Raw genomic sequence first — 16,248 nt, 5'->3', positions numbered from 1 at the left:
ATCACGCACGTTGTCGAAAGCGGCGGTGAGGCATGGAAAGCAAGGAGAGGTTGCAGTGCGTCGGGAGGTGAAGCAATGTCTGATCAGGACGAGCTGATCCGGGCTGCCATCGGACGGCTGCTTGCCGAGAAGACAGGCGCCGCCGTCATATCGATGAGAGAGAGCATCACCGAGCTTTTGGCGCTGACCGGTGCCGCGCTGGACGACAGACTGCAAGATCTTCTTTTGGAAATGGCTGAAGTCCGCGGCATGATGGTTGCCCTCGACTTCTGAGCAATATCGGCTGGGGTCGATGGGCATTAGGCCGCTACGCCGGCAACGCCTTCACCGGCAGTTCAACACTACTGCGCCGGCTTCAATGCTGAACCAAGCACCCGGGGTTAAAGATCGAGCGAAACCGCGCCCTGAGGGTGGCTGCAGCATGCCAGGACATAGCCGGCCGACTTCTCTTCAGGGGCCAGCCCGCCGAGATCCTCCATGGCGACTTCGCCGGACAACTTGGCGATGCGGCATGTGCCGCAAACTCCCTGCTGGCAGGCAGTTGGGACGTAGACGCCACATTGGCGCGCCGCCTCCAGCAGCGTCTCTCCGGGCAAGCAGTTATGCACGATCCCGGAGCGGACGAAACGGACCGAAGATGGTATTGTCAGGGCCGGTTCCAACTGAGGGCTGCTGCCGCCGCCGAAGCTCTCCTGGTGGTACCGCGACGGAGCCACGCCAATCGCATCCAGGCAGGCACGTGCGGCTTTCATGTACGCTTCAGGGCCACAGGCAAAGATAGTGCGGTTGTGGAGATCGGGAACGAGGGTCAGCAGCATCTGACTGTCTATTCTGCCAGTCGGCCCCCTCCAGGTGGGATCTTCCTGGCTACAAACGCACGTTACTTTTACGTTGGGAAAGCGAGAGGCTAGTGCGTCCAATTCCCGTCGAAAGATTATGTCACCAGGCGTTCTGGCACTATGAATGAATGAGATATCCTGGTCGGCCGCGCGGTCGGTAAGCGCACGCAGCATGGACATCACCGGCGTTATCCCGCTGCCGCCCGAAAGGAAGAGCGGCTTTTCATAGGGCAGGTCATCGAGATTGAATGAGCCGAGCGGCCCTTCGATCTCGATCTCGTCGCCCGCCCTCAAATTGTCGTGGAGCCAATTCGAAACCAGGCCGCCCGGTGTTCGCTTCACCGTGATCTGCAGGTCGAGTGGTCGCGTCGGTGGTGACGAAACAGAGTAGGAGCGCGTCACCGCGGCACCCTCGATCTTGAGGTGCACGAGCACATACTGGCCCGCGCTGAAGCAGAACATCCGATCCGTCGGGGATGTGAAAACGAAAGTTTTCACATCGGGCGTTTCCTCGATTACGCGACGGCAGAGTACAAGCTGCGATGTGGTTTGTGCCCATTGCCGATGGCGCCTCATCGGGAGGAGGTCGGGGGCCCCAAAGGAAACGTGTGCGTTCATCATTCATCTCGGTTTGAAGTCGAGCCAAGATGCCAGTTCCAGGCCCCCCGCAACAGAAGCATCCCTCCCGAGTTATGATCGATTATTTCGATTACATATCCAGTGACATCACGGCGACGTGAAGGGCGCGGATTCCCTTGCGGATGATCGGTTCGTGTTTGCGGCGCGCCAGGATGGCCGTGTGTACCGGCTGATGCAGCGTCGGAGCGCCTTCGACGATGAACGATGGGCGTTCGAGGACGAACCTGCGCGCATCGTCACTTCTCATATAGCAGGTGCCGCCCGTGCGCCGTAGGATCATCTCCGCCAAGGTTTCCGATCCCATGGAAAGGCGACAGATCGCCAACTCGCCGAGCAATTCGGCATGGGCCTTCTCCAGCAGGAGCGTATAGCCCGGGCGAATGTAGGTTTCGGGATCGACCTCGGAGAGGGTTCTGGCCACCGTGGAAACCATCACATATTCCTCAACCATCAAATGCTCATAGGAGATTTCGGGTAGGTATCGCGGGGCGTAAAGCACTGCGATGTCGAGATTTCCCATGCTTAGGTCGCTGACCATCTGGTTTGAATAATCCGACTCGACATGGATCGACGATTTGGGAAGAGCCTGACACAGCGTCTCCACCCAACCCGGCAAAACCGAGCGGGTCATCCCGACCTGCGCGGCGACGCGCAAGGTGCCTTCGAAACGATTGAACGCCCGGACATCGTGGCGAGCCTGCGACCATGTGGACAGCAAGGATCTTGCATAAGCTTCGAACCGGCGCCCTGCGGCGGTCGGCTCCGCCCCGGCGCGTCCGCGCTGGAACAGTTCGGACCCGATTGCGCTCTCGAGGTTCTTAATGCGGGTGCTGATCGTCGACTGGGTCAGCCCTAGCCGATCCGCGGTGCGATTGAAGTTTCTCGATTCGATGATGTCGAGAAAGGTCTCGATGTGATCAAGTTGCATGAAATCTCCAATCGAAAAACTCGATCATATTCCACGTATCATAAGCTTGATCAAACAATACTCAAGGCGGAAGCTGCAGCAGATCAACGGCCGGCAGCGCCGCCGGGACGAGATACGGATACGGAGCGGAAGAAGTGTTCATAGTCGACTGCGACTGTCATAATTACTGGTCAAGCGCCACCGTGTTGGAGCCCTATCTCTCCGGCTTGTGGAAAGACATGTTCATCGAGGGCGAGAAAACAGGTCCCGTTGGCGCCTTTCCGCATGGCCATCGGCCCTGGTTCCACCCGCAGGACTTCTCCCGCAAGGACATCCGTCCGAAAACGGAAGCCGACAACTATCTCATCATGAAAGAGAAGCACCTCGACAAATACAAAGTCGACGTGGCGATCCTGACCGGCGATGAGCCTATCGAGGCGTCGACCCTGGCTAACCCTTACTATGCCAGCGCTCTGGTCAGCGCGTACAACGATTATCAGATCGATCAGTGGTTGCCGAAAGACGATCGTTTCATGGGCTCGATCATCATCGCGCCACAGGATCCGAAGCTCGCTGCCGCCGAGATTCGCCGTCTTGGCAGTCATCCGCGCATGGTCCAGGTTCTCGCCTCCCAGGGGTCCGTCAAGCCGTATGGCGACCCGTTTTACCACCCGATCTACGAAGCCTGCGCGGAAGTGGGGTTGCCATTCGCCATTCATCTGGGCGGGCATGGCGGCGTGAATTCAACTGCCATTGCTCCCGCCCCGACAACATTCTTCTGGGAAACGCATGCCATTCTGCACATGTCGGCGATGTCGCACGTGGCAAGCATGATCGCCCATGGCGTCTTCGAGAAATGGCCGGACCTCTACTTCGTGATCATCGAATGCGGCGTCGCCTGGGTTCCGTCGGTCCTTTGGCGCCTGGACGCCGACTACAAAGCGCTGCGCAAGGAGACGCCATGGCTGAAGATGCTGCCGTCTGAATATTGCCGGCGCAACATCCGCTTTTCCACGCAGCCGCTGGAGCAGCCTGCAAACATCCAACATCTCTGGTCCACGCTCGAAGCGATGGACGGAGAAAACACGCTGATGTTTGCATCGGACTATCCGCACTGGGATTACGACGATGCCAACACGCTGCAAATCCCTCCTGCCTGGAGGAGCAAGATCATGGGACTGAACGCGCTGGAAGTCTACAAACGCATCCCCCGCGCGCAAGCCGCGAATGCCGCCTGAGGAAGCATACGATGCCCGAGAAGACATATATCTGCCGCGTCGACGAGATCGAAACAGGGTCTCCGTTCATCGCCAAGATCCGCAGCCTTTCGGTCGGGATTTTCCGCATCGGAGATTCATTCCACGCGCTGCTGAATGTCTGTCCGCACCGTGGCGCTCCGCTTTGCGAGGGGCCGCAATGCGGCACAACCGCGCCCGTTGAACAGGCGCAATTCATCTATCATCGCGAAAACGAGATCGTTCGATGCGCCTGGCACGGCTGGGAGTTCGACATCAAGTCAGGCGCGGCCTTGGTCGATCCGTCCGTTCGCGCGCGCACATTTCCAGTCACCGTCGAAGCCGGTGGCATCTACGTGACGGCCTGATTGGCGCAAGCCGATTGGGATTGGAAAAATTCGAAGGAAAGGTGGCGGGAGCCGATAAGCAGATTTGTTCGCCGGTGCTTGACGAGAAATAACGCGGAGAACTCCGCAATGGGAGAGTCAAATGTCAGAATCTGAATACAAGCTTGGTATCGCGCAAAGCCTGATCGGAGGCGGCAAGGTTTCCCGTCGCGATTTCATTCATCTTGGGCTGGCCGCGGGCCTGACCGTTGCCGCCGCCGACCGGCTGTTCGTGAGCACGGCGCGGGCCGAACCGATGCAGGGCGGCTTCGCCAAGCTCGGCATGGCTCATGGCGCGACGACGGATTCGATCGATCCGGCCGGCTACCCCGACACGTTCACACAAACCGCATTTTCGGGCTCGCTGTCCAACAGCCTCACTGAGGTCGACGCCAAAGGCAATGTCCAACCGGACCTCGCCGAGAGCTTTGAAACTTCGGATGGGGCCAAAACCTGGGCCTTCAAGCTGCGCAAAGGCGCAACCTTTCACAACGGCAAGACCGTGACGGCGGATGACGTCGTGACCTCCTTGCAATATCACATGGGCAAGGACACCAAATCGGCGGCGAAATCGCTGTTGGACTCCGTCGCCGACATCAAGGCGGATGGCCCGGAAACGGTGGTTTTCACGCTCAAGAGCGGCAACGCCGATTTCCCTTACATTATGAGTGACTACCATCTGGTCATCATGCCGGCCAAGGATGGCAAGGCGGATTGGGCTTCAGGCGTTCGCACCGGTGCTTTCGTCGTCGAGAATTTCCAGCCCGGCGTTTCGGCCAAGCTCAAGCGCAATCCAAACTACTTCAAGAACGGCAAGCCCTATCTCGATGAGGTGGAGTTCATCGCCATCACGGATCTTGCCGCTCGCATGGCGGCGCTGTCGACGGGGGAGGTGGACTATATCGGCCGCGCCGACCTGAAGACCCTCGGCATGTTGAAACGCAATCCCAAGGTGGAGATCGTCGAAGTCACTGGTTATGGGCACTATACCTTGCCGATGAATGTCACGATGGCGCCATTTGATAATCCAGACGTGCGAATGGCATTGAAATGGGCGATCAATCGCCAAGAAATCGTCGACAAGATCTTTCTTGGCCACGCCACTGTGGCCAACGACAACCCGATCGCGCCGGCCATCAAATTCGCCAAGGATCCGCAACCGCAACACAGCTTCGATCCGGAAAAAGCCAAGCACTACCTGAAAAAGGCCGGAATGGAGAACCTGAAGGTGGACCTCTCGGTCGCCGATGCCGCTTTTGCCGGCGCCGTGGACGCGGCTTCGCTCATTCGCGAAACGGCAGCCCAATGCGGCATCGACGTCAATGTCGTGCGTGAGGCCGAGGACGCTTATTGGGACAATGTCTGGCTGAAGAAACCCTGGTGCGCTTCCTATTGGAGCGGTCGGGCGACGGCCGACTGGATGTTCACGCAAGCCTTCGCCGCCGACTCCAGTTGGAATGAATCCTTCTGGAAAAATCCCCATTTCAACGAACTACTTGTCCAGGCGCGCGCCGAGACGGACGAGGCCAAGCGAGCGGCGATGTATGCCGAGATGCAGCAGTTAACCCACGATGACGGCGGCAGCATCGTGCTGGTCTTCAACAATTTCGTCAGCGCCCAATCCAAAAAGCTCGCACACGGTGATGTGGCGCCCAACTGGGAGAACGATGGACTGAAAATGGCCGAACGCTGGTGGATCGCCACGGCATGAGATGGCGGGCCGGAGCCGCGATGGTTTTGAGGCTCCGGTCAGCTGGCTCCGAGTGCAGGGCTGCCGCCCAAAGGGAAACGCCACGCACATGAACCCCGTCGCAAGAACGGTCCTGCAGCGCCTTGGCCTCGGCCTGGTCACTTTGTTCATCGTGTCCATCATTATCTTCTCTGCGATCGCAATGCTTCCAGGCGACTTCGCCAAGGCCACGCTAGGGCAATCGGCGACGCCCGAAACGGTCGCCGCGTTCCAGCGGGAAATCGGCATCGATCGTCCGCCTGTCGAGCGCTACTTCGTTTGGGTCGCCCAGATGCTCCACGGCGATTTCGGCTCTTCGTTTGCGAGCCGCACCGGATATCGGCGTACCGTGGCCGAGATCATCGCACCACGCCTCTACAACACGATGTTCCTTGCAGCGGTGACTGCGCTGATAGCTGTTCCTCTGGCCTTGGGGCTTGGCATTCTGGCTGCGCTGTACCGCAACGGCTGGTTCGACCGGCTGGTGAATGTCGCGACACTGACAACCATTTCATTCCCGGAATTTTTCGTCGCCTATATGCTCGCCTACCTGGTGATCTCGCGCGACACGTTCATCGGATCCGATTTCGCTCAAACGCTGCCTCATTGGCTCACTGTCTTGCTGAACTGGGCGCTCAATGCGGTTCCCAAATTTCCGACATTGTCGAATGTGAACGATCAGACGCCATTTTGGGAGCATCTCTGGAAAGTCGCCCTGCCGGCAATCACCCTTACGCTCGTAATCGTGGCCCACATGATGCGCATGACCCGAGCGGCCATCATCAACATGCTGGCAAGCCCCTACATCGATATGGCGCGCCTCAAGGGAATGTCCCCGATGGTGATCGTGCTGAGGCATGCCCTGCCCAATGCCTGGGCTCCGATCGTCACTGTGGTGGCGTTCAACCTGGCGTATCTCATCGTCGGAGTGGTCGTGGTCGAGGTCGTTTTCGTCTACCCCGGCATCGGCCAGCTGATGGTTGACGCGGTGAAATCCAGGGATGTTCCGGTTGTCCAGGCCTGCGCCCTGATTTTCGCCGCGACTTACATCCTTCTCAACCTGCTAGCCGACATTATTTCCATCGCCACCAATCCCAGGCTCTTGCACCCGCGATGACCAGATCCGAATCTGTCGCGGCGGTTCAAAGGCTGAGGCGCTCGCGTGCCACCCGGGCGAAAACTGCGCTGAAGAAGGCACCGTTCAGCGCATGGTTCGGCATCGTCGTGATCCTCGGCTACGTCTTTGTTGCGGTCTTCGCGCACTGGATAGCCCCATATGGCGAGACGCAGGTTTTCAGCGAAGCCTTCGCGCCGTGGAGCCAGGAGTTCAAACTGGGAACCGATCAGCTCGGCCGCGACATGCTCACCCGCTTGATCTACGGTGCGCGCAACACCATCGCTATCGCGGTCGCGACCACGTTGCTGTCCTTCGCGGTCGGCGTCTCGCTCGGCCTTCTTGCCGCATTGTACAGGGGGTGGCTCGACCAGATATTGTCGCGTGCGGTGGACGTGCTGATGTCAATCCCGAGTCTGATCTTCGCGCTGGTGCTGCTGACGATCTTCGGCTCGTCGATCACGAGCCTGATTGTCATCATTGCGCTTCTGGATTCCACCCGGGTCTTTCGGCTTTCTCGCGCCGTCGGGCTTAACGTGGCGGTGATGGAATATGTCGAGGTGGCACGATTACGCGGCGAGGGACCGAAATGGATCATCGCCAAGGAAATCCTTCCCAATGTCATGCCGCCACTGGTCGCCGAGTTCGGCTTGCGATTCTGCTTCGTGTTCCTGACAGTCGCGGCGCTGTCGTTTCTCGGCGTCGGTATTCAGCCGCCGACGGCCGATTGGGGATCAATGGTGCGCGAGAACGCGACCCTGATCACCTACGGCGATGTCACCCCGCTACTTCCGGCCGGCGCGATTGCTCTCCTTACCGTGTCCGTGAATTTCGTGGTGGACTGGTTCCTGCAAGCAACAAGCGGGTTGCGGGATGAAAAGTAGCGGCCCAGGTCCACGCGAAAAAGGAAGGGATCTGCTTCAAATCCGCAATCTGCATGTGGAGGGGTTCTCGGATGAGCGATGGCATCCCATTGTCCACGGGGTCGATCTGACGCTGAAGCGGGGCCAGGTTCTTGGGCTGATCGGAGAGTCAGGCGCCGGCAAGTCCACCATTGGCCTTGCCGCAATGGGTTATGCCAAGCCGGGCTGCCGGATCACGCAAGGCTCGGTCCTGTTCGACGGGATTGATCTTCTGGCAGTCAGTGAAAAAGGGCGCCGTCGCCTCAGGGGCTCCCGCATTGCCTATGTCGCGCAAAGCGCGGCTGCCTCTTTCAATCCGGCACATCGGCTCTTGGAACAAACCGTCGAAACCGCGGTGGCGCATGGACTTGCCGGCCGGGAAGAGGCGAACCGGAGCGCCGTCGATCTTTATCGACGCCTTCAACTCCCAGAACCGGAGACCATAGGCTTTCGTTATCCTCATCAGGTCTCCGGCGGGCAGTTGCAACGGGCAATGACAGCGATGGCAATGGCTTGTCGTCCGGACCTCATAATATTCGACGAGCCAACAACGGCGCTCGATGTGACCACGCAGGTTGAAGTTCTAGCTTCCATTCGCAACATCGTGGAGGAATTCAGCACCGCTGCAATCTATGTGACGCATGACCTGGCGGTGGTGGCGCAAATGGCGGATCGTATCATGGTTCTGCGCCACGGACGTACCGTGGAGGAGGCAGACACACGCCAGATGCTGGCCTCACCCAGCCAGGAATATACAAAAACGCTCTGGGCCGTACGCAAGCTCGCCAAGCCCGAAGTTCCAGCCGATGACTATCTGCTGACGATAGACAACGTTACCGCGGCCTATGCAGGAAAGGTCAAGGTGCTCCAGGATGTCTCCATCAAGGTTCCGCGCGGAAGAATCGTGGCTGTGGTCGGCGAATCCGGTTCGGGGAAATCGACGCTCGCTCGAGTCGTCACCGGCCTTTTGCCGCCAATTTCAGGCTCGATTTCTTTTGCCGGCCAGCTTCTTTCCACGGGCCTGAAGACGCGGCCGAAAGAGGTCCTGCGCCGCATACAGATGATTTATCAGATGCCCGACAACGCCCTGAATCCGCGCCAAACGGTCGAAGAAGTCATAGCTCGGCCGCTCGAATTCTACCTCGGCCTTAAGGGCGCGCGGAGGGATCGCCGGATCGGCGAACTTATGCACATGGTCGAGATGAGCGAAGATTTTCTGGAACGCCTGCCTGGCGAGCTGTCGGGTGGCCAAAAACAGCGCGTCTGCATTGCCCGGGCGTTGGCTGCCGATCCGGAGCTTATCATCTGCGACGAGATCACGTCCGCGCTCGACCAGATCGTCCAAGAGGAAATTCTCAAGCTTCTCATACGTCTCCAACGTGAACTCGGAATGAGCTACATCTTCATTACCCATGACATTGCTACGGTGCGCGCGATAGCCGACGAAATCGTCGTCATGCACCGCGGCAAAGTCGTCGAGCAGGGATTGAAGAGCGAAGTTCTCACGCCACCGCACGCGGCCTATACCGAACGGCTTTTGTCCTCTGTTCCGGAAATGAATCCGGACTGGCTAACAAGGCTGCTGGCCAGCCGGAAGATCTGACGGATCGGCTATCCGCGCCCGGCATGTTCCTCACTGTCAGCTTCCTGGAGCGCTAACGCTGCTCGATCAGCGTCTTCGCCGCATCTTTCCCCACCGAGAGGATGCGATCGGACAATTCCGTTCCGCCCACGGCGCGGGCCATTTGCAGCGTGCCGAGGAGCGTTGCGAAGACAGCCAGCGCCACGCCCTCCGGATCCTTGGCCTGCGGTAGCGCTTGCGCCAACTGGCGCACCAAAGCCAGCAGGTGGTCTGTATAGGCTTCACGCGTCTCAGGCGGCTGACGGGCGAGCTCCGGCAGCAGCGCGGCTGACGCGCAGCCCTTTCCGGGATTGTCCCGGTGCTCGGCCGACAGATACGTGCCGATGGCCATCTCCACGCCCGAAGCTAATGCTTCTGCCAGTTGCTGCGCCTGAAGCTCCATCGCCGCCGCCACGCTTTCGCGGACAAGCTGCGCCTTGGATTGAAAGTGCGGATAGAAGGCGCCATTCGTCAGCCCGGCGTCGCTCATGATGGTCGCCAGTCCGGACGCGGCGATGCCGTCGCCGCGAAAGCGTTCTGCCGCGACCTCCAGGATCCGTCCGCGCGAGGCGTCCTTCCGGCCCTTTTCGTAGCGCATGGCTGCTATTCCTTTCTGCTCTTGCATTATGAGTGTAATCTGATATTACGACTGTAATTCAACGGGCGAAAAAAAGCTAGCCCTCATGATTTTGGAGCACGAAATGAATGCGAATTCCGAAAAAACCGCTGTTGTGACGGGAGCCTCTTCGGGCATTGGCCGCGCCAGTGCCGAGGCTCTGGCAAAGGCGGGGTTCACAGTCTTCGGAACCAGCCGGCGCAAGGCCGACAACGGCCCGGACGGGGTGACCATGCTGGTTTGCGACGTGACCGACGGTGAGGCCGTTGCCGCACTCGTTTCTACGGTGCTGTCGCAGACCGGCCGGATCGACCTCTTGGTCAACAATGCCGGCGTCGGCCAGCTTGGAGGCGCCGAGGAATTCTCGATTGCACAGGTGCAGGCCTTGTTCGACGTCAATCTGTTCGGCGTCATCCGCATGACCAATGCGGTGCTGCCGTCGATGCGGCGGCGTGGCGAGGGGCGCATCGTCAATATCGGCTCTGTGCTGGGACTGGTGCCGGCGCCGTATTCAGCGCATTATTCGGCGGTCAAGCACGCGCTCGAGGGCTATTCGGAATCGCTCGACCACGAGGTTCGTGCCTTCAGTATCCGCGTCTCGGTCATCGAGCCGGCATTCGTTCGCACTGTCTTCGACCAGAACGGGATCCAACCGGATTCGCCGTTGCAGGAATACGATCAGGCTCGAGCTACGCTGGAAGCGCTGCTTCGCGATGTGATGCCTGTCGCCGATCGGCCCGAAGTGGTGGCGCAGGTGGTCGTCAAAGCAGCGACCGATGCCCGTCCGCAACGGCGCTACACCGCCGGCAGGGCAGCGCACCAAGTCAGCCTGCTGCGTCGCTTTGCTCCCGCGGGGATATTCGACAAGAGCCTGCGCAAACAGTTCCGCCTGCCGGTTTGACCAAAAGCGAGCAGAGGATTTTACGCACATGCGACTGGCAACGACAACACGATTGGCCAGCCCCCGCAAGGCGGAGGTGCCAAGCATGACACATGGGTTCAAGCGGTCGCCCCACTTACGGGCATCGTTCCAGGACACGCCAACGCACTCCGTCGATGTCGGCGGCACGGCATTCGTCTATCGGCAGCTCGGACCAAGGACGGGCGTGCCGGTAATCCTGCTGAACCATCTCGGCGCTCAACTGGACAATTTCGATCCACGCATCGTCGATGGCCTCGCCGCGACCCGGTGGGTGATTGCCTTCGACAACAGGGGCGTTGGTGCTTCAGGCGGCAAAACGCCGTCACGCATCGCCGAGATGGCACGGGATGCGGTCGCCTTTGTCCGGGCGCTGGGGTTCGATCAAGTCGATCTCTTCGGTTTCTCACTCGGCGGCTTCGTGGCGCAGGAGATCGTGCTGACCGAGCCCGGGCTTGTGCGCAAGCTCATCCTGGCCGGCACCGGGCCGGCCGGCGGCCAAGGCATCGACAAGATGACGCCACTGACGATCGTGGACATGATCAAGGGTGCGCTGACTTTTCGGGATCCGAAATACTATCTGTTTTTCACCAGAACGGTGAACGGGCGCCGCGCCGCGAAGGCGTTCCTGCAGCGGCTGACAGAGCGCAAGGCCGACCGCGACAGGCCGATATCGCTTAGCGCGTTCGGCGCGCAACTCCGGGCGGTGAAGGCTTATGGACTACAGGCGCCGCAAGATTTGAGCGCCATCCGCGTCCCTGCGCTGATCGCAAATGGCGATCACGACAGGATGGTGCCGAGCGTCAATACCCACGATCTCGCCCGCCGCATTCCGGGGGCGCAATTGGTGATCTATGCGGATGCCGGCCATGGCGGGGTGTTCCAGAACCACGCGAATTTCGTTCCGAAAGCATTGGCCTTTCTCGAGGCCTGACACCTCTCACCGGGCGGCTTTCGTCCCGAACATCAACAATCTCTCAGAAAGTCACTGCCATGAAGGCATTCGTCGTCGACAAATACAGCAAGAACGGCACGCTGCGGCTGGCCGAAATGCCGGAGCCGAAACTCGGGGACAGCGATGTCCTGGTCGAGGTCCACGCCGCGGCGGTGAACCTGCTCGATTCCAAGGTCAAAACCGGAGAGTTCAAGCTGATCCTGCCCTATCGCCGGCCGTTCATCCTGGGTCACGACGTGGCCGGGAGGGTTGTCCGCGTGGGATCGAAAGTCCGCAAGTTCAAACTCGGCGACGACGTCTATGCGCGGCCGCGCGATGGCCGGATCGGGACGTTCGCCGAGTTCATAGCCATGGATGAAGCCGACGTGGCCCTGAAGCCCGGGAACCTCAGCATGGAGGAGGCGGCCTCGATCCCGCTGGTCGGCCTGACCGCCTGGCAGGCGCTCATCGAAAGGGCCAACCTGAAGAGGGGACAGAAGGTCTTCATTCAAGCCGGATCCGGCGGCGTTGGGACATTCGCCATCCAACTGGCAAAGCATCTCGGCGCGACCGTTGCGACCACCGCCAGCGCGGCGAGTGCCGGCCTGGTCAAGGGGCTCGGCGCCGATGTCGTCGTCGACTACAGGAAAGACGATTTCGAAAAAGTCCTGTCGGGCTACGACGTCGTCTTGAACAGCCAGGACGCCAAGACACTTGAAAAGTCACTGAATGTGCTGAAACCGGGAGGCAAGCTCATCTCCATCTCCGGCCCACCGGATCCGGACTTCGCCAGGGAAAAGGGACTGAACATGGTGCTGAGGCTGGTGCTTCGCCTGCTGAGCCGCGGTATTCGAGCGAGAGCCAAGCGCCGTGGCGTGACGTTCTCGTTTCTCTTCATGTGGGCGCAGGGCGAGCAGTTGAGCAAGATCGCATCGCTCATCGAAGCCGGCGCGATCCGCCCGGTCGTCGATCGGGTCTTTCCCTTCGAGGCGACCAACGAGGCGCTGGCCTATGTCGAAACAGGACGCGCCAAGGGCAAGGTCGTCATCAAGGTCCGATAGCAACTCAGCTGCGATCGAGGTCAGCCGCGCCGGGCTGCATCGATCGCCGCGACGTCGATCTTCGTCATCTCCATCATTGCATCAAAGGCGCGTTTGGCTTCCTCGCCGCCGGCCGCCATGGCCTCGGTCAACGTGCGCGGCGTGATTTGCCAGGACACGCCCCATTTGTCCTTGCACCAGCCGCACGCGCTCTCCTGGCCGCCATTGCCGACGATGGCATTCCAGTAGCGGTCGGTTTCCTGCTGATCGTCGGTGGCGATCTGGAACGAGAAGGCCTCGCTCTGCTTGAATGTGGAGCCGCCGTTCAATCCGATGCAGGGAATGCCGGCAACGGTAAATTCGACCGTCAACACGTCGCCTTTCTTGCCGGACGGAAAGTCGCTCGGCGCACGGTGAACGGCGCCCACCATGGTGTCGGGAAAGGTCTCCGCGTAGAAGCGCGCCGCAGCCTCGGCGTCCTTGTCGAACCAGAGGCAAATCGTGTTCTTTGGCATCTTTGGCATTGCGTGTTCCTTTCGGCGTTGGAATTGGCGGAGGTCAACCCAGGAGATTGCGTGCCGTGCGCATGAAGATCCTCGACCCGATCGGGATCAGGTCGTCGGGAAAGTCATAGTCGGGATTGTGCAAGGCAGGATGCCGCTCGCCTGCACCGAGGAAGAACATCGCCGATTTGGCACTACGGCCGAACAGGCCGAAATCTTCCGAGGCGCGCATCGGCAGGGCTTCTTCGCCGTGCGCGACGCCCTCTTCATCGAGCGCGCGCCGCAGATGCTCCACCGCGTCCGGCGCGTTGACGCTGGCGACGAAGATCTCGTGATAGTCCCAGCGGGCGGAAAGGCGATGCTCGCCCGCGATCCTGGCGACCAGTGCTTCGGCAGCAGCGCAAAGGTTCGCCATGCGCTCGTCACGCCGGGTGCGCAGCGTGGCCCACACCTCGGCGTGAGCCGGCGAGATGCCGAACACGGCTTCGCCCATCGCGGCATGGGTGACCGTCAGCATGGAGAAGTCGTCATCGGCGAAGGTCCCGCGCCCGAGCGCCGGCAGCGCCGGCATCAGCTCACTGACCGCCAGCATCGGCGAAATGCCGGTCTCCGGCATGGACGAATGGGCGGTCTTGCCCTCCAGCACGATGCGCATGCCGCGTGAAGCACAGTTGACCACGCCGGCTTTGAGCCGCACCTCGCCAAATGGCACGCCGGGCAGGTTGTGCAATGAGAAAGCGAAATCCGGAGCAATCTCGCCGAAGCGCGGATCGGCGACGACGCCTGCCGCGCCATTGCCGGTTTCCTCCGCCGGCTGGAACATCAGCACGACGCGGCCGCTTGCAGGCCTTTCGCGCCCCAACTGACGGCCGAGGGATGCCAGGATCGCGGTGTGTCCGTCATGGCCGCACATATGCGACTTGCCCGGCACGCGCGACGAATGCGGTACGCCTGAAAGTTCTTCGATAGGCAAGGCATCGAGTTCCGAACGGAACAGCACCGTCGGCCCCGCTTTGCCGCTGTCATATATGGCCGCGACGCCGTGCCCGCCGAGTTGTGTCAGCACCTTGTCCGGCCCCGTATCGGCGAGGAAGGCGACAACCTCCTTTGCCGTCTTTTCCTCTTCATTCGAGATTTCCGGGGCCTGGTGCAGCTGGCGTCGCCACGCGGTCAACTCGATGATGTCTCGGTTGGTCAGAGTCATGCTTTTTCAGCCTCCGCTGCATTCTTCATTGACACGTCCAGTCACAGGGGATGTCGATGATGAATTGCTAGCGACAAAGGGCAGTTCCCGCCACAGTCCAAGTCTCACGCTTCGGCAGGCCAGAAACGACCCGTTCTTCCGGCCCCAGCCTATTGATTGATTTCGGGTTCGACGAGCTTTGCCAGGTTTCTGAGCGACTCCTGCCAGCCGAGATAGCAGGCCTCGACCGGAATGACGTCCGGAATGCCGGCTTGGGTGATATCGATTTCGGTGCCGACCGACACTTTTTTCAAGGTCACGGTGACCCGTATCTCGCCGGGCAGGTTGGGATCGTCGAACCTGTCGGTGTAGAGCAGGCGCTCGCCCGGGACGAGTTCGAGGTACTCGCCGCCGAAGGAATGGCTGTCGCCGGTGGTGAAATTGCGGAACGACATCTTGAACGTGCCGCCGACCTTTGCCTCGAAACTATGGACCGTGCAGGTGAAGCCGTTTGGCGGAAGCCACTTGGCCAGCGCGTCCGCTTCAACGAAGGCGCGATAGACCTTTTCCGGGCTGGTCGTCAGGACGCGGTGCAAACGTACGGTGCCGGGCATAGCTGGATCCTTTCATGAATGCCTGTTCGATACCCCAAGGACGGACGAAGCCTGGCCAGTCCGACATTGGTTTGCGAATTTTTTGACAGCGTGCGGCCTGTGTACGCCGCGGGCCTGCCGTTCGACCAGCGCTTATCAACACCAGGCTCGGGCGAGGCGGCTCTGGAGCTGGCGTCATCTGCTAAATTGAGCTCCTGAGCCATCTTGTTGTTCAGGCGCGGTTTTCCCGATTGGCGCGAACAGGCAGCGCGTCCCGGCCAATGCTTCGAACGCCGCTAAATAGGGCAGCGCGTCTTTGCCGTCCATGTGCCGATCATTCGAATTTGCATCTGATCAGAGTTGATTTCCTATCAGGCCGTTAACGCGGCCATGCTGTTAATCAGCATTTGCTAATGAGTCTTTCGAACCCGAGGCAAGCAATGACCAAGAATCTCGGCAATGCACGTCATACGCCGGCGAAGGACCTGCAGGTCTCCCTTCTAGGCAAAGCCGCGCCGGCACTGTTTCCGCTGGTCGTAGCGGCGCTGGGCTACATGGTTGGCAAGCAGTTCTTCGGCATCTAGGCGCGCAGTTCCGTTCTCCCAAACGTTTCGGCGGACCGACCATTTCAACGCGCGGGCCGCCGTTTGCATTGCAGCGACTTGTTGCGGGCATAAACGTCAAACATGCACCTCGCCAAAGGACAGTTCGCCGTCGTCATCGGCCGTGAAAAAGACGATGGCAAGCAACCCGACATAGAATGCGGCCACGATAACCACGATCGCCACACCGGGAACGGGGCCAAGGGCGGCGCTGTCCACGGCTTGGCGAAGCGAGCCGGCAAAGCCGGTCCTGACGCCCACGGTTTGAAGGCTGGGTGTGGATATCTTGAGCACCCAGGCCAGCAACAGGATCAGGAACAGGTAGATGTAATTTCGCCGCAGCCGACGGGCTAGCGCGACGCGCTGCGACAGCAGGAATTTCGGCGCGCGCAGGCCTTCGCCGACGATGAGCAGCCAGTCCGAGGCGAAGTCGGGCTGTGGGGAAAAGATCTGGGCGAAATAGTGGCGTTCGAACTGGCGTACGCG

At 60.2% G+C, this 16,248-nt stretch carries 19 protein-coding genes; 11 read left to right on the top strand and 8 right to left on the bottom strand.

Features of this window, described 5'->3' with window-relative positions; genetic code table 11:
• The first annotated feature begins 75 nt into the window (after positions 1–75).
• Complete coding sequence (locus EN749_RS14230; protein WP_127270219.1) at positions 76–273, top strand: hypothetical protein; 198 nt, start codon at positions 76–78, stop codon at positions 271–273.
• A 107-nt stretch (positions 274–380) separates the two neighbouring features.
• Here EN749_RS14230 and EN749_RS14225 read toward each other — a convergent pair whose 3' ends face one another.
• The gene (locus EN749_RS14225) at positions 381–1,337 is read right to left on the bottom strand and encodes a hybrid-cluster NAD(P)-dependent oxidoreductase (RefSeq protein WP_210214720.1); all 957 of its coding nucleotides are present in this window, start codon (positions 1,335–1,337) and stop codon (positions 381–383) included.
• A gap of 211 nt (positions 1,338–1,548) precedes the next feature.
• Positions 1,549–2,406 (bottom strand): LysR family transcriptional regulator, encoded by an 858-nt coding sequence (locus tag EN749_RS14220; protein ID WP_128363362.1) that lies wholly within the window; start codon positions 2,404–2,406, stop codon positions 1,549–1,551.
• Between the two features lie 134 nt (positions 2,407–2,540).
• On the opposite strand from EN749_RS14220, the gene EN749_RS14215 reads away from it, so the two are divergent.
• The 6 genes from EN749_RS14215 to EN749_RS14190 all read left to right on the top strand — a co-directional run bounded on the left by EN749_RS14215 (position 2,541) and on the right by EN749_RS14190 (position 9,354).
• Positions 2,541–3,623, top strand: a complete 1,083-nt coding sequence (locus EN749_RS14215) for an amidohydrolase family protein (RefSeq protein ID WP_127381872.1) — start codon at positions 2,541–2,543, stop codon at positions 3,621–3,623.
• Positions 3,624–3,634: 11 nt separating this feature from the next.
• Positions 3,635–3,988: a Rieske (2Fe-2S) protein gene (locus EN749_RS14210; protein ID WP_023809364.1), complete on the top strand. Its 354-nt coding sequence runs from the start codon at positions 3,635–3,637 to the stop codon at positions 3,986–3,988.
• A 121-nt stretch (positions 3,989–4,109) separates the two neighbouring features.
• A complete protein-coding gene (locus EN749_RS14205; protein WP_127809716.1) occupies positions 4,110–5,717 on the top strand; it encodes an ABC transporter substrate-binding protein in 1,608 nt (535 codons plus the stop codon).
• Positions 5,718–5,805: 88 nt separating this feature from the next.
• Positions 5,806–6,852 (top strand): ABC transporter permease, encoded by a 1,047-nt coding sequence (locus EN749_RS14200; protein WP_128307730.1) that lies wholly within the window; start codon positions 5,806–5,808, stop codon positions 6,850–6,852.
• On the top strand, positions 6,849–7,733 hold the full coding sequence (locus EN749_RS14195; RefSeq protein WP_127268722.1) for an ABC transporter permease: 885 nt from the start codon (positions 6,849–6,851) through the stop codon (positions 7,731–7,733). Before EN749_RS14200 ends, EN749_RS14195 begins: the two co-directional genes overlap by 4 nt.
• Positions 7,723–9,354, top strand: coding sequence for an ABC transporter ATP-binding protein (locus tag EN749_RS14190; protein WP_128363361.1), 1,632 nt, complete (start codon positions 7,723–7,725; stop codon positions 9,352–9,354). Before EN749_RS14195 ends, EN749_RS14190 begins: the two co-directional genes overlap by 11 nt.
• 52 nt (positions 9,355–9,406) lie before the next feature.
• Here the strand turns inward: EN749_RS14190 and EN749_RS14185 are convergent, their stop codons facing one another.
• A complete protein-coding gene (locus EN749_RS14185) occupies positions 9,407–9,970 on the bottom strand; it encodes a TetR/AcrR family transcriptional regulator (RefSeq protein ID WP_127268724.1) in 564 nt (187 codons plus the stop codon).
• A 103-nt stretch (positions 9,971–10,073) separates the two neighbouring features.
• On the opposite strand from EN749_RS14185, the gene EN749_RS14180 reads away from it, so the two are divergent.
• From EN749_RS14180 to EN749_RS14170, 3 genes are all read left to right on the top strand, one after another.
• Positions 10,074–10,889, top strand: a complete 816-nt coding sequence (locus EN749_RS14180; protein ID WP_128363360.1) for an oxidoreductase — start codon at positions 10,074–10,076, stop codon at positions 10,887–10,889.
• 85 nt (positions 10,890–10,974) lie between these two features.
• On the top strand, positions 10,975–11,841 hold the full coding sequence (locus EN749_RS14175; RefSeq protein WP_127319346.1) for an alpha/beta hydrolase: 867 nt from the start codon (positions 10,975–10,977) through the stop codon (positions 11,839–11,841).
• 59 nt (positions 11,842–11,900) lie between these two features.
• Positions 11,901–12,902 carry an NADP-dependent oxidoreductase gene (locus EN749_RS14170; RefSeq protein ID WP_127398931.1) on the top strand — a complete coding sequence of 334 codons (1,002 nt, stop codon included), beginning with the start codon at positions 11,901–11,903 and terminating at the stop codon, positions 12,900–12,902.
• A 20-nt stretch (positions 12,903–12,922) separates the two neighbouring features.
• Here EN749_RS14170 and EN749_RS14165 read toward each other — a convergent pair whose 3' ends face one another.
• From EN749_RS14165 to EN749_RS39435, 4 genes are all read right to left on the bottom strand, one after another.
• Positions 12,923–13,396, bottom strand: coding sequence for a VOC family protein (locus EN749_RS14165; RefSeq protein WP_164895650.1), 474 nt, complete (start codon positions 13,394–13,396; stop codon positions 12,923–12,925).
• A gap of 43 nt (positions 13,397–13,439) precedes the next feature.
• Positions 13,440–14,588, bottom strand: a complete 1,149-nt coding sequence (locus EN749_RS14160) for an amidohydrolase (RefSeq protein ID WP_128288602.1) — start codon at positions 14,586–14,588, stop codon at positions 13,440–13,442.
• A 149-nt stretch (positions 14,589–14,737) separates the two neighbouring features.
• Complete coding sequence (locus EN749_RS14155; RefSeq protein ID WP_128288601.1) at positions 14,738–15,181, bottom strand: SRPBCC family protein; 444 nt, start codon at positions 15,179–15,181, stop codon at positions 14,738–14,740.
• 174 nt (positions 15,182–15,355) lie between these two features.
• A complete protein-coding gene (locus tag EN749_RS39435) occupies positions 15,356–15,487 on the bottom strand; it encodes a hypothetical protein (protein ID WP_281061880.1) in 132 nt (43 codons plus the stop codon).
• 113 nt (positions 15,488–15,600) lie between these two features.
• Here EN749_RS39435 and EN749_RS14150 point away from each other — a divergent pair, with 113 nt between their 5' ends.
• Positions 15,601–15,744, top strand: a complete 144-nt coding sequence (locus EN749_RS14150) for a hypothetical protein (protein ID WP_127271038.1) — start codon at positions 15,601–15,603, stop codon at positions 15,742–15,744.
• Between the two features lie 96 nt (positions 15,745–15,840).
• Here EN749_RS14150 and EN749_RS14145 read toward each other — a convergent pair.
• The coding region (locus tag EN749_RS14145; protein ID WP_128363359.1) for a DUF2270 domain-containing protein at positions 15,841–16,248 on the bottom strand (408 nt) is incomplete at its 5' end.

Origin of the sequence: Mesorhizobium sp. M7A.F.Ca.ET.027.02.1.1, assembly GCF_004022985.1 — a bacterium.
Lineage (GTDB): Bacteria > Pseudomonadota > Alphaproteobacteria > Rhizobiales > Rhizobiaceae > Mesorhizobium.
The sequence above is the reverse complement of the archived record's forward strand: the minus strand, read 5'-3'. Positions and strand labels throughout refer to the sequence as shown.